The organism is Lactococcus sp. LG606 (assembly GCF_017309645.1).
Taxonomy (GTDB): Bacteria; Bacillota; Bacilli; order Lactobacillales; family Streptococcaceae; genus Lactococcus; species Lactococcus petauri.
The window spans coordinates 844,422-857,507 of sequence record NZ_CP071301.1 but is presented as its reverse complement, the minus strand read 5'-3'; the positions used below and the strand labels follow the sequence as shown (position 1 = coordinate 857,507).

The window sequence follows — 13,086 nt, the reverse complement described above, 5'->3', positions numbered from 1 at the left end:
TTCACAACTAAAGCGTACTTGAAAGTCCGCATAATAAATAATAACTAGGAGAAGACCTAAAAATGAAAATCAATCAATACATTGACCACACAATCCTCAAAGCAGATGCAACACAAGAAAAAGTCCAAGCTATCATTGATGAAGCAAAAAAATACGAGTTTGCAAGTGTTTGTATCAATCCAACATGGGTAGCATTTGCTGCTGAACAACTTAAAGATGAAGTTTCAAAAGTATGTACAGTTATCGGTTTCCCTCTCGGGGCAAACACTTCAGAAGTCAAAGCCTTTGAAGCTGTAGATGCAATCAAAAAAGGTGCAGACGAAGTGGATATGGTGATTAATATTGGTGCAGCTAAAGACGGTAAATGGGACTTAGTGGAAAGTGATATTGCAGCAGTTAATGCTGTTAAAGATGGCCGTATCCTTAAAGTTATTATCGAAACAAGTCTTTTGACAGATGAAGAAAAAGTCAAAGCTTGTCAAGCAGCACAACGTGCAGGCGCAGATTTTGTTAAAACATCAACAGGATTTTCAACAGCTGGTGCCAAAGTTGAAGATGTAAAATTGATGCGTGAAACTGTTGGACCTGACATGGGTGTCAAAGCTTCAGGTGGTATACGCAATCTTGAAGATGCTAAAGCTATGATTGCAGCTGGCGCAAACCGTCTGGGCTGTTCATCAGGTGTCGCAATCATGGAAGGTGAAACTGCCAATGCCAGCTACTAAAGAACTTATTGAAGCAGCACGTGAAGCGAGCAGTCATGCTTATGTCCCTTATTCCAACTTTCCTGTAGGTGCAGCGCTTGTAACTACGGACGGTAAAGTATACCAAGGGTGTAATATTGAGAATGCGAGCTTTGGCTTGAGCAATTGCGCGGAGAGAACAGCTATTTTTAAGGCTGTATCCGAAGATCATTTGGAATTTTCAAGTCTGTATATTTATGGAGAAACTGCCGCTCCAATCAGTCCTTGTGGTGCATGTCGCCAAGTCGTTTCTGAATTTTGTGAAGCTGATATGCCAGTGTACCTTCTCTCAAAAACGGGAGAAGTAAAAGAGACATCAGTGGGTCAATTGTTGCCTTATTCCTTTAAAGAACTGGAATAAAATTCTAAAATTGACAGAAAAAAAGCTATTTCCGAACAAAGATGTGGATAAATCCCACATCTTTCTTTTTGGCTTGAATTAATATGCAAAATATCTTAAAATGAACTTATACATAAAAACTCTTACTTGCGAGAGTTTTAAAAATTTTTAAATTTGGAGGAAAACGTTTCCATGAATAAACGTATTTTCGCAGTTGGTGCTCTTGCACTTGCATCAGTAGCAGTTCTGGCAGGTTGCCGTGGACGTGACGCAGCTTCAGGTGGTGAAGCCAAAACAGATCTCAATGTAGCGATGATTACCGATACTGGTGGTGTTGATGACCGTTCATTCAACCAATCAGCTTGGGAAGGTTTGCAAGCATGGGGTAAAGAGAACAACCTTTCAAGAGGTAAAGGTATCAACTATTTCCAATCTAACTCAGCTTCTGACTACACAGCTAACTTCAACTCAGCTGTATCTGGTGGATATGACTTAGTCTTTGGTATTGGATTCGGCCTCCAAGAAGCAACTTCACAAGCTGCTAAAAACAATCCAGATACTAAATTTGCAATTATTGACTCTGTGATTGAAAATCAAGAAAACGTTGTTTCAGCAACATTTGCTGACCAAGAATCAGCTTATCTTGCCGGTGTTGCAGCAGCAAAAACAACAAAAACTGACCATGTTGGCTTCATCGGAGGGATTGCGTCAGATATCATCACAGCCTTCCAAGTTGGCTTCCAAGAAGGTGTTAAATCTGTCAATCCAAACATCAAAGTAGATGTTCAATATGCAGGTTCATTTAGCGATGCAGGTAAAGGTAAAACTATCGCTTCAGCAATGTACTCTGGTGGCGCAGATATTATCTATCAAGCAGCCGGTGGTGTAGGTACAGGTGTATTTACAGAAGCACGTGTTCTTAACGAAACAAAGAACGAAGCAGATAAAGTTTGGGTTATCGGTGTTGACCGTGACCAAGAAGACGAAGGTAAATTTAAATCTAAAGATGGTAAAGAATCTAACTTCGTATTAGCTTCTACACTTAAAGAAGTAGGTAATGTTGTCAAAGACGTTTCAAACAAAACTAAAGACGACAAATTCCCTGGTGGTGAAATTCTTAAGTACGACTTGAAAAACTCAGGTGTAGCTCTCGCTCGTAACAATACTTCAGATGAAGCATGGAAAGCTGTTGAAACTGCTAAAGAAAAAATCATCAATGGTGAAATCACAGTCCCTGCAAAATAATTATACCAATTATGTAAATCAGCTATTATAGCTGGTTTTTTATTTGAAATTGGTATATAATAATAAAAAAACAAAGCAGAGGGAGACACCATGCAAAGAAGCAATGTTCCAAATTATATAAGAATTCATGACGCGATAAAAGAAGAAGTTGAAAAAACAGTTTGGAAGATTGGTGAGCGGCTGCCGAGTGAACGAGATTTGGCTGAGCGCTTTGGTGTAAGTCGAATGACTGCGCGACAAGCAGTAACGTCACTTGTAGAGGAAGGGATCCTAGAGCGCCGTGTGGGGAGTGGGACGTATGTTGCCAGCCGCCGAGTGCGCGAAAAGATGCGGGGCACAACATCCTTCACAGAAATTATTACTGCTCAGGGAAAAACACCGTCAACTGAAGTTTTAAGTTACCTCAAAACTTTGCCTAACGAAGTCGAGTGCGAGAAGCTGGAAATTTCGAAAGAACAAATGATTATCCGGATGGAACGTGTGCGTTATGCAGATCAAGTACCCATCTGTTATGAAGTTGCAAGCATTCCTTATGATTTGGTAAAATCTTTTGAAAAGAAAAATATTACCTCTAACTTTTTTAATACACTGACACAAGCAGGTTATGAAATTGATCGCAGTCAACAGATTATTTCTGCCAAAAAAGTCAGCACCGAAGTTGCTGAATACCTTAAGATTAAGTCGGGCGATGCTATTTTAGGATTGACGCAAATTTCTTATTTGTCCGATGGTCGCGCATTTGAGTATGTCCTCTCTCAGTATGTTGGGGAGCGTTTTGAGTTTTATTTGGAACGCTAAAAGAAAAAAGACTCCCTTTAGAGAAGTCTTTTTTCTTTTTATAAAGTAACAGTAAATGTCGTTCCTTTACCAGGCACGCTGATTACCTCAATATGTCCTTGAAGTTCTCTGACGTTTTTATCCACGATAGACAATCCTAGACCAGTTCCTGTGACTTGGGTACGGCTTTCATCTACGCGGTAGAAGCGTTCAAAGATACGTGATTTTTCAATTTCTGTTAGACCAGGACCGTTATCTGTGACGGTGAAAACAACTTTTTTCTTGTTTTGATGGAGACCAACGTAGATTTTTCCATGGTCATCTGTATATTTGATGGCATTTTCAATCAAATTTTCAAAAATACTATGCACCATCTGACGGTTGGTAACTTGAGAGATAGGAGCAATGTCTGTCTGAAGTGACAGGTGCTTTTCATCAAGCAAGGGTTGTGAAGTGTTTAAGATCTCTTCGACAAGGGCGGAGAGGTTGATTTTTTTCTTGTCAATATGAATGTTTTGCTTGGTTAGGAGTAACGTGTCTTGAACCAAAGCAATCAAGCGTGAACTTTCTTTGCTGATAATATGAGAAAACTCGTGACGGTCTGCTTCCGAAAGTGTGTCGTCTTTTAGTAACTCAGCGAATCCTTTAATTGAAGTTAGAGGTGTCTTCAGTTCGTGACTAACATTAGCAATCAGTTCGTTGTGGGCATTTAGTGTTCGTTTAAACGCAGTTATATCAAGTAAAGTGACTAAAAAACGATTGTCCAAGTCTGGCAGAGGAGAAATACGTACCTGATAATAAGCGTTGATGTTTTCAAAGTAAAAGTTCTTTTCTTGTGTTGTCGGATTGAGCATCTTATCCACTAAGAAACTTAAAAAGTCAGCATAAGGACTGAAAATATCAAGGTTATGTGTATCCGCAAATTCATTTTTGAAAGCAGCATTTGTTTTACGAATTTTTCCTTTAGCATTGTAAATGAAAATAGGAAATTGAAACAGTTCAATGAATTCGTAAATGTTCTCTTTCTTTTCACTGTGCGATAAAATCTGATTTTGGATGTATTCGCCTAGAGAGTTTAGCGCCAGAGTTACTTTATCATCGTTTTCGCTCATCAAGTAACTCTGCGTGAGCGGGCTGCGTTCGATATTTTTAATTTTAGCAACAATATCTTGAGTGAAAAGATAATTACGTCTGGCATGAACAAAAACGTAAGAAGCACAAGCAAGATAAACAATTAAAGCAAAACCACCGACCATTAAGTTGGTAAACCAAGGCGAAGTTCGACTGTCTTCAGCATGAAGATAACCTGTTATCACACCGTCAACACGGATAGGACTTGTAATTTCAATAGTATGACGGCTGACAGACTGTGCATAGTCTGCACCCTCTTCAATTTTTGCGGTCTCCTGGTTGTGTGTACCTGCTGGAAGATACTGAAACTTGTTAGGAAGCGCAGAATTTGGATTTTCTGCGAGGAGTGTTTTTGTAGTGTCGATAGTGTGCAAGACACGATTGGTGTCGGTTTTTAGAATCTGTATGTTGAGAAAAACAAGCAGAATCACAGTCGCAACAAGATAAATGATTGTCGAGATGACAATATTTTTTAGCTTAATCTTTTTCATCAGAGAAGTAGTACCCAAATCCTCGTTTTGTTTTTATAAATTGATTGTCTAACTTTTTACGAATTTTGCTGATTAAAACGTCAATGGTTCGCGTTTCGGCAGCGGAAGAAATGCCCCAAAAGTGCTGCAACAATTCTTCACGCGAAATCACATCGCCTGAGCGTTCAATTAAAAGCTCTAAAATTTCAAATTCACGTTTAGTTAGCTCTAAAGGTTGTCCATCAAAGATACAAACTTTTTTAGTGAAATCAAGCTCCAATCGGTCAAATTTAATACCAGATTTTTCCGCGGATTTTTCGTTTTCAATCGTTTTATTATAGTGCTGGTGGCGTCGAATGAGTGCATTTACTCGGACAATAATCTCCTTCATAGGAGTTGCTTTATCCAAGTATTCATCAGAACCTGAATTAAGACCAGTCAGTTTCATCTCTTCGTCATCACGCGCTGTAAGTATCAAAATTGGCGTGAAGTTTTGCTTTTTTCGCAAAATTTCTGTCACTTCAATACCAGAGAGTTCGGGCATCATTAAATCCAGCAAAATTAAATCGTAATGATTTCTCTTAGCTTTATCCAGAGCTTGTTTGCCATCACTGACTGTGGTCACTTCAAAATCACTCTGCCTAAAATTATAAGAAAGTAAGGTTAAAATCGAACGATCATCATCCGCAATTAAAATCTTTTTCATTCCTCCATTATAACATATTGATAACAAGACAAAGAGAGTTTTCGACTGAGGGAAGCAAAACTATTTTTGAGAGAGGATGAAGTTGCGTGACTTGCATAAATTTATGTTGAGATTTTCTGATCTATTAGGGACATTGAGGTTCATGACAAGTTTCTATCTCAAAACAAAGCTACAAATCTAGGAAGATGTCCTTATGATTACGGCGATAATTATGATAAAATTATAAAAGATAACGGACAATTAAGTTATAAATAAGGATGAAAACAGCGATTAAAAATCAGGTGTTTTCTTAGAATATTAGGAAATTATGGAAATCGAAAAAACAAATCGTATGAACACGCTATTTGAGTTCTACGCGACTCTTTTGACGGACAAGCAGATGAATTATATTGAACTTTATTATGCAGATAATTATAGCTTAGCTGAGATTGCTGAGGAATTCAATGTCAGTCGTCAAGCAGTATATGATAATATTAAGCGAACAGAAAAAGTATTGGAAGGTTATGAGGAGAAGTTGCATCTTTTTTCTAATTATGTGGTGCGCAATCAGTTGATTGATGAGCTTTTAGCAGAGTACGCATCGGATCAACACCTAACAACAATATTGCGTGAAATTCAAAAAATCGATGAAGATGAGTTTTAAAAAACAAAGAATGGAGTGTACAAAATGGATACACGTATAATTGTTCCTTTAATTTTGCTAGTTTGTCTCTACTTAGGGGCTTGTTTTTACAATATTTTTAAAAGTGCACATGTTAAGTACCTGCCAAGATGGGCTTGGGCACTTGTCTGTATCATTTCGATTCCTTTAGGCGGAATTCTTTATTTTATTGTAGGAAGGGACACATATGAATAAAATCATTGAAATAGAAGATTTAACGGTTTCTTTCGGTAATTTTGACGCTTTAAAAAACGTGACATGCTCAATTAGTGCAGAACCAGGAATTATTGGGTTAATTGGTCCTAATGGTGCCGGAAAAACAACTTTAATTCATGCGATTTTAGGTCAACATAAAGCTAGTCAGGGAGAAATTAAGCTTGCGAATCAAGCTTTGGCTTATTGTCCGGACACACCTGAATTTCCTGCCTACCTTACCGCAACAGAGGTGTTGCAACAAAGTTGCGCCTTGAACGAAAAAGCAGAAGACCTTCAACAAATTGAGTCGACACTCGAAAAAGTCGGTTTATCAGAGTATCCCAATAAGAAAGTGGGTGGCTATTCGCGGGGGATGAAGCAACGTCTGGGAATAGCTGTGGCACTCTTACTTGATCCCGTTTTGATATTTCTAGACGAACCAACAAGTGCTCTAGATCCTATTGGACGAATTGAGATTTTGCAACTGATTACTAAAGTATCACAGGAAAAAACAGTGGTTGTTTCCAGTCACCTTCTTGCTGATATTGAAAATATTGCCGATCGCCTCCTTGTTTTAAATCATGGAGAACTTATTTTTCAAGGCACACTTTATCAGTTCATTGAAAATAGTCAGATGGACGAGTTTGCAGAACTAGAGATTAAAAGTGAGCAAGTCAAACAAGAAGTCATGGATATTCTTCAGGTAAATGATATTGAATTCTATCCTGAAATTACGGGAAAATTGATGATTAAAAGTGAATACACAGAGAAACTGCTACAAATTTTCCCGGATATTGGGCAAAAAATAAGTACTTATCGTGCTACGAGCAACAGTCTTGAGATGGCTTTTGAGCGTGCGATTACAGGAGGAGAAAAGTGAGAAGATTAATTCTTTTGGAAACGAAAATGTGGTGGCGCAATAGCCGGCTCCTCATTCTTTTCTTTTTATTTGCTTTTTTTGGTATTACCTCACCTGTCTTGATTTATTATATGAAGGAATTTCTGGCGACTTTTGGTGGGACAGAAGGGACGATTATTCTCATGCCCGATCCCAACTGGAAAGCTTTGATGGAGTCGTATTTTAGTAATATTTCTCAGATTGGCCTTTTTGTTTTGGTTTACTTTACTGCTGATACTTTTAAGCTGAAAAAGGAGAGTTCCCTCGGACTCTACTACTCAACAGTAGCCCGAAATTCGTTTATTCTATGGACGCCTAAGCTTATCCTCGCCTTTTTAGTAACCCTAGTGAGCAATTTGGTAGGTGTGGTAAGTGCCACATATGTAACTTGGGTTTTCTTTCCTGAAATTGAGTTAGGCAGAGTGCTCTCATCGAGTTTGCTCCAAAGTCTAGCTCTACTTACCTTGGTCATATTTGGCAGTGCTATTGCTGTCTGGACACGGAAGGCATTTCTAGCAGTTGTTTCCGCAATAGTACTGATGGTAGTGAGTTCGATTATTCAGACACTGAGTGATATTTCCGACTGGTTGCCTCTCAGTTTGCTTTCTCCAATTAATGTGTTAAATGCGCCAGGGCAAGTTAATTTTGGTACTGTCAGCATTTGCGTTGGCATTATAGTATTCTCAATTATTGCTATCTTGGTTCGACCATTGCGCGTGAAATATTAAATGACTTGTGCTATAATTAATGTCTGGAAGTTATTCCACCGTAACGGGGGCGTTACGGATTCGACAGGCATTGTCGCGCATGAACTGCAACTGGTGGTGATGTCACCTAAATCCATCGCAGATAAATATAACTGCTAAAAATAACACTTCTTACGCACTCGCTGCCTAAACACCAGCATGCGTAGCTGATGATCGTTCGCCGATGGCGGCCTGAAGCTCTAAACCTCAGTCGGATACGTTTTTATGGTGGCTTTACATAAAAAAAGAGATTTTAAAGCACCGCAAATTTCTGCTGTTTGAGACTGGCTTTGGAAATTTGTTAAACTAGAGAAAGTCCTATGGTTGTAGACGTTGATGTAGCAAGGTGTCTGGACAGGGGTTCAACTCCCCTCGCCTCCATTGACCAGTTTATATAGATTCTTATAGACTAGAAAACCGCTCTATTGAGCGGTTTTTTTCATACAAAAAAGCGCCTAATCAAATAGGCGCTGTTAGTTATGCTATCGCTTCTAAATTATACACGGCTTCTTCAATGGTGTTGCCGAGACTACTTAATGAAGTAGTCGCATCTACCATAGAAGCTTTAAATAAATTCGTTGAAGTATCTAGAGATACTGTGTATTTGAAGTTTTTAGTGTTATTAGTGAATGTCATATGCATTCCCCTTTCTTGTTTCTCATCGAAAGGACACTATAACGAATATAACGAAATTCTATTCTTATTGTAGCACAATAAACTTAAAACACAAACTTAATTTACTTAAATGTTTGTTAAAATTCCACTGCTATCCTTTGATATTAAATAATATAGACAGGCAGCGATGGACCATGCCCAAACGATATGTCCAAAAAACTCTGAGAAATGTTCTGCGAAAGGCTGTTTCCAAGGTGCAGGGATGGTTTTGATCACAGGCAATAAAACGATATGCCAAACGAACCAGATGATGATTCCATAAGCAGCACCTTGCCAAAGGGCAATGCAAGGCCAATATTGTGCAATGAAAATAAATAATGTAGCAAAGACTATGGAAAAACTAAAATGTAAAATTAAAGAAAACCAATACACTTTTTGATCACGCGAATACAAAACATAAGCATGAGTAAGTGAAGAAGGCACTCCAAATTGCTCCAGCATACGTTGGGGGGGATTAGTGGCATTCCTTTCAGAGGTTCTAGGTGGAAGGATTGCTTCCCAACCAATCTTAACCATTCCAGAAATCATACCTGAAATAAAGCCATACCAGATACTTTGAAAAATTATTTCCTGAAGAGAAGCGCTAGGGATAGTAAGTGAAAACATAGAATGACTCCTTTTAATATAATTTATATTTTAACAAAAAAACTTTGTAAAATTGTGTACTAAAGCTTCATAAATAAAACCCCTATACAGTAGGAGTTTATCTATTTATGAAGTTGTGAGTTGTATAAGGAATAAGCAGAGTCAGAATAGTTTTTGACTGTTAGATTTTTATTTACTTATTAATCCTTTTTTAAATCTTGAGTGCTAAATTTTGAATGATATCCATAAGCTGCTAAGATAACAAATACAGGCAAGGCTTGAATAAGATAGCGACTTCTCCCACCTTCAAAGAGAAGCAAGAAGAGCATAAGTCCAATCATAGATAAAAGTAACCACATAACTTTAAAATCATATCTTGATTTTAGAGTTGAAAGTAAAATCCCAAAAATCATAACGATATAGATAATTTGTGCAAAGAACCTGTAGAAAAAAGTATTTTTTCCATTGGCATAACCTTTACCATTGCTATCAGTATAAATAAAGCTTCTTAAAAACTTTCCGAAATTTGAATGAATAAAAGGTGAGAGTTTTTTGCTTGGATTGAGATTCTGTGTGACAAGGAAACCAGTTTTACCTCCACCGTCTGCGCCCCAAGCATAGGCACCATCACGGACAGTTTTACAATACTTTCCATATAGGAATTTGACATATCCTAGAGTTCCTAATTGTTTTAGTCTTTGCTTGAAGACGTCAATATTCACCTCTTTCTTTTCCTTAGCAGTTTTGGCTGATCTGGTAAGTCTCACGTCAGGTACATTATACATACCATTTTTAGAGATGCCTAACATCAAAAAATGAGTCATAGGAAACGCTTTATTTTTATCAAATTGAACATAGTTTTGATTGTTTTTATAAAGTGTAAAAGGCATTGCAAACACTAAAGCACCAATAATAAAGACTAAGAAGGAGATAAAGAAAGGTTTGAGTTTTCTTAGCTTAAGTATTGAAATTAAAAAGTATGCTATCACAAAAATAATTGCAGAGGGCTTTAGATAGTAAGCTATGGAGCTGAAAAAACCAGCAGAGAGTAAAGATATAAGTCTATAGTGAGCCGAAATATTGTCTTGGTTCCATCGAGTCAAAAAGAACATCCCTAAGCTCATAAAAGGCAACACAAAGGTGTCACTGTATGTGTTTAAAAACCAAGGACTAAAACCGAGGGTTGCTATAAAAATTAAGATACTGTATCGAGCGGTTTGTTTATCGAAAAGATGCTTTGCTGTAAAATATGACATTGCTATAGAAAAATCTATTGCTATGATATTTAAAAGTTGTAAAAGAGTTAGACTATGAACGACTCTCATGAATAAGAAAAGTAAAAAATTATTAGGATAGTTCTGGAGATAGGTCCATTTTTGAGAATTTATATCGCCCATAGCAGCATGATATACTCCATAAACATCATATCCTGAGAGGCCTGAAGCAAATAAAAGAGTAACTATTTGAAAGAGAACCATAATCCCAAATACTGCGACAATATTATTACCTAAAAATCTTATAACAGAGGATACCCAATGTTTTAAATTATTGCGATTCAGATAAGATACGATCAATGCTATTAAGCTAAGTATGAAGATATAAGCTCCATTTTTTGAGTAAATTTGCTCTAAAGAAAAATTTTCTGAACGAATAGCACTGAAAAGCCAAAAAGAACTCAAGAGAAAAGCTGCTACAAATAGTGTCTCATATAGAAAAAATTTTTTAGTGATTATTTTTTTTGAATTCTTTATCAAGAATGATTACTCCCATAAGTATAGTGGTCCCATATTTAAACTGAACAGAAAATTCCCTTGGAGATAAAATGAGTTATATTTTCTGTCTATTTAATATTGGGCTTTTATACCTGTATTATAGATAAAAAATACCGATTATGCAATTTTTTATACGACTAAAGTTGCATATTTTTAATAATTTTTTTTAAAATATTTTCTAAAATAAAGACACAAAAAAGAGACATTTATATAGAAGAAATAATTATAGAATCATAAATAAAATCAAGAGTTTGTGTGGGCGAATTCGCCCAGAGTTAAGGGGTCTCAAATTTGATTATTACAATAATGTAAGTCTATTTTAGACAAATTTGGAGTAAAATAATGCTAGCAACTTAATGTTGTGAGTTGAATGGAAAAATAAAATGAAAAAAATATTGTTTGGTTTTTTAGGTGTACTCTTAATTTTAGACATTGGCTTTTTTTGGGAAAATATTAGCTATACACAAACGATTTACTTTGCACATGTTCAAGGGAAGGTAAATACGAAAACACTTAAAAATTCGGATGGTACCTTAGGTCACTATAATTATACGGTAAAGGGAGTGAGCTCTAGAGGAGCTCTTAGGGAGATTCATCTTGAAACGGATCAACAACTCCACGCTGGGGCTTATCTAGAAATTCACGCGGACAACAAAAAGGACGCAACCAGCTGGAAAATCAGGAAAGAGTATGAAATCCCTAGAACGGCATTAGATAAACTTGATGAATAGTGGGTTCTTCAAATTTAATAAAAAATGAATATTACTTTCTTAAGAAAATGTAAGTTGTAACTGCAAAAATAAAGGTAAAATAATTTTATAGAAGAAAAATAAATGAGGTATGAAATATGAAAAAAGTATTAGTAGGAATCATGGCACTTGTATTAATTGTTGTCGGCGGAGGTTATGCTTGGTATCACACAGCATATGGTGGCGACAGTTACTACGTTCATATTTAAAAAGATGGTATTGCTAAAAAAGAAAAAGATGATTCGGGGCAAGAATTTACGAGGTACTATTATACGTTGACCGGTTATAATGAAAAGGGTGAAGCCAAAGAAATGGAATTCACTGGAAGTCATAATCTCAGACATGATGCTTATTTAAGACTAGTATATAACGATAAGAAAGGCGTAACCAGCTGGGAGGAAGTTCAGAAGCAAGATATTCCTCAAAAAGTACAGAATAAAATTTAGAAAAATTTACTTATAAAAAAATCTACGGTCTAAGACCGTAGATTTTTTATTTATTATTTATAATTTAGGAATAATTGGTTATTCGGCTTTGGGGTATGTATTTGTTGCTACATCATAAGTTACAAGATAAATAGTGCCATCAGGTAAAACCTTGTATAAACCAACGGTTCCGCTCCCACCATTTGCTCGCATTTCTTTTGAAAAAACTTGAATTACAAAAGAATCTTGCGTATTCACAGTATCAAAATAATAATCATCTGGATTAGAAAGATAGCTCTTAAAATAATTAAGTACAGTATCCTTAGTAAAATTATTGCTGTCAAGTTGGGCAGCTAAAGTAAAATCAGCAGTAGTACCAGCATTATCTGTAATCTGAATTGTTTCAATCTTATCTGCTGTTGCATTAAAGTTGATCTCTATCTGGCCTTGATTAAAAAGATAAACTTGGTTAAAGGGTTGATTTTCGGTCTTAGATTTAAAAGTACTTTCGTTGATAATGACAGAGCCAATATCTTTTCCGGTATGAGAATAATATTCAATGTGGTCTTTGGCGATGATTAGAAAGTCATTGTTGCTGTTTTTATAGAGCCCATGAAAGTTTGAATAGTCTCCTTTAGCAAACTGTTCTAAAGCTTCAGGATAATTATTTTGCTGCTCACTTGATGCGACAGTATCCTGAGAAGAATTAGGAGCAGATGTAGAGGAGGAACTGTGAGCACTTGACTGTTTATCTTGAGCAAAATTGGCAGTATCCTCTTTTTTATCCGCTCCACAACCAACAAGTAAAAGTAGTGGAATAAGTACTAATATAATTTTTTTCATAAATTAATCTCCTGGTTACAGTATATCATAGATAGAAAGAGTACGCTTTCTTTTACTGTAAAAGAGTAATTTTATAGAATAAAAGGAAAAAAGATGTGAGAAACCTAAAAATAATGCTCTAAACT

Annotated in this window: 14 protein-coding genes, 1 other RNA gene and 1 pseudogene; 10 read left to right on the top strand and 6 right to left on the bottom strand. The window is 36.4% G+C overall.

Annotated elements, in window-relative coordinates; all coding sequences use genetic code 11:
- The first annotated feature begins 62 nt into the window (after positions 1-62).
- From deoC to J0J35_RS04190, 4 genes are all read left to right on the top strand, one after another.
- Positions 63-725, top strand: coding sequence for a deoxyribose-phosphate aldolase (gene deoC, locus J0J35_RS04205; RefSeq protein WP_019293373.1), 663 nt, complete (start codon positions 63-65; stop codon positions 723-725).
- Positions 712-1,104 carry a cytidine deaminase gene (locus tag J0J35_RS04200; protein ID WP_019293372.1) on the top strand — a complete coding sequence of 131 codons (393 nt, stop codon included), beginning with the start codon at positions 712-714 and terminating at the stop codon, positions 1,102-1,104. Before deoC ends, J0J35_RS04200 begins: the two co-directional genes overlap by 14 nt.
- A 171-nt stretch (positions 1,105-1,275) precedes the next feature.
- Positions 1,276-2,328, top strand: coding sequence for a BMP family protein (locus tag J0J35_RS04195; protein ID WP_019293371.1), 1,053 nt, complete (start codon positions 1,276-1,278; stop codon positions 2,326-2,328).
- Positions 2,329-2,418: 90 nt separating this feature from the next.
- Positions 2,419-3,126, top strand: coding sequence for a GntR family transcriptional regulator (locus tag J0J35_RS04190; protein ID WP_064305318.1), 708 nt, complete (start codon positions 2,419-2,421; stop codon positions 3,124-3,126).
- A gap of 38 nt (positions 3,127-3,164) precedes the next feature.
- Here J0J35_RS04190 and J0J35_RS04185 read toward each other — a convergent pair whose 3' ends face one another.
- Together J0J35_RS04185 and J0J35_RS04180 are read right to left on the bottom strand one after the other, a co-directional pair.
- Positions 3,165-4,745, bottom strand: a complete 1,581-nt coding sequence (locus J0J35_RS04185; protein ID WP_086582663.1) for a cell wall metabolism sensor histidine kinase WalK — start codon at positions 4,743-4,745, stop codon at positions 3,165-3,167.
- Positions 4,714-5,412: a response regulator transcription factor gene (locus tag J0J35_RS04180; RefSeq protein ID WP_004256833.1), complete on the bottom strand. Its 699-nt coding sequence runs from the start codon at positions 5,410-5,412 to the stop codon at positions 4,714-4,716. Before J0J35_RS04180 ends, J0J35_RS04185 begins: the two co-directional genes overlap by 32 nt.
- A 307-nt stretch (positions 5,413-5,719) precedes the next feature.
- Here J0J35_RS04180 and J0J35_RS04175 point away from each other — a divergent pair, with 307 nt between their 5' ends.
- The 4 genes from J0J35_RS04175 (at position 5,720) to ssrA (ending at position 8,296) form a co-directional block, all read left to right on the top strand.
- Complete coding sequence (locus tag J0J35_RS04175) at positions 5,720-6,055, top strand: putative DNA-binding protein (RefSeq protein ID WP_019294085.1); 336 nt, start codon at positions 5,720-5,722, stop codon at positions 6,053-6,055.
- 205 nt (positions 6,056-6,260) lie between these two features.
- Positions 6,261-7,148, top strand: coding sequence for an ABC transporter ATP-binding protein (locus J0J35_RS04165; RefSeq protein ID WP_019294083.1), 888 nt, complete (start codon positions 6,261-6,263; stop codon positions 7,146-7,148).
- Complete coding sequence (locus J0J35_RS04160; RefSeq protein ID WP_206917924.1) at positions 7,145-7,894, top strand: hypothetical protein; 750 nt, start codon at positions 7,145-7,147, stop codon at positions 7,892-7,894. Before J0J35_RS04165 ends, J0J35_RS04160 begins: the two co-directional genes overlap by 4 nt.
- A gap of 45 nt (positions 7,895-7,939) precedes the next feature.
- Positions 7,940-8,296: a transfer-messenger RNA gene (gene ssrA, locus J0J35_RS04155) on the top strand.
- A 93-nt stretch (positions 8,297-8,389) separates the two neighbouring features.
- Here ssrA and J0J35_RS04150 read toward each other — a convergent pair.
- The 3 genes from J0J35_RS04150 to J0J35_RS04140 form a co-directional block, all read right to left on the bottom strand.
- On the bottom strand, positions 8,390-8,548 hold the full coding sequence (locus J0J35_RS04150; RefSeq protein WP_165716880.1) for a hypothetical protein: 159 nt from the start codon (positions 8,546-8,548) through the stop codon (positions 8,390-8,392).
- Between the two features lie 105 nt (positions 8,549-8,653).
- Positions 8,654-9,193 carry a DUF1440 domain-containing protein gene (locus J0J35_RS04145; protein ID WP_206917922.1) on the bottom strand — a complete coding sequence of 180 codons (540 nt, stop codon included), beginning with the start codon at positions 9,191-9,193 and terminating at the stop codon, positions 8,654-8,656.
- A gap of 179 nt (positions 9,194-9,372) precedes the next feature.
- Positions 9,373-10,926, bottom strand: coding sequence for a glycosyltransferase family 39 protein (locus J0J35_RS04140; RefSeq protein WP_206917919.1), 1,554 nt, complete (start codon positions 10,924-10,926; stop codon positions 9,373-9,375).
- Between the two features lie 401 nt (positions 10,927-11,327).
- Here J0J35_RS04140 and J0J35_RS04135 point away from each other — a divergent pair, with 401 nt between their 5' ends.
- Together J0J35_RS04135 and J0J35_RS04130 are read left to right on the top strand one after the other, a co-directional pair.
- Complete coding sequence (locus J0J35_RS04135; RefSeq protein ID WP_206917916.1) at positions 11,328-11,675, top strand: YxeA family protein; 348 nt, start codon at positions 11,328-11,330, stop codon at positions 11,673-11,675.
- A 116-nt stretch (positions 11,676-11,791) separates the two neighbouring features.
- Positions 11,792-12,139, top strand: a pseudogene (locus tag J0J35_RS04130) (YxeA family protein).
- A gap of 78 nt (positions 12,140-12,217) precedes the next feature.
- On the opposite strand, the gene J0J35_RS04125 reads toward J0J35_RS04130, so the two are convergent.
- Positions 12,218-12,961, bottom strand: coding sequence for a hypothetical protein (locus J0J35_RS04125; RefSeq protein WP_206917915.1), 744 nt, complete (start codon positions 12,959-12,961; stop codon positions 12,218-12,220).
- Between the last annotated feature and the right edge of the window lie 125 nt (positions 12,962-13,086).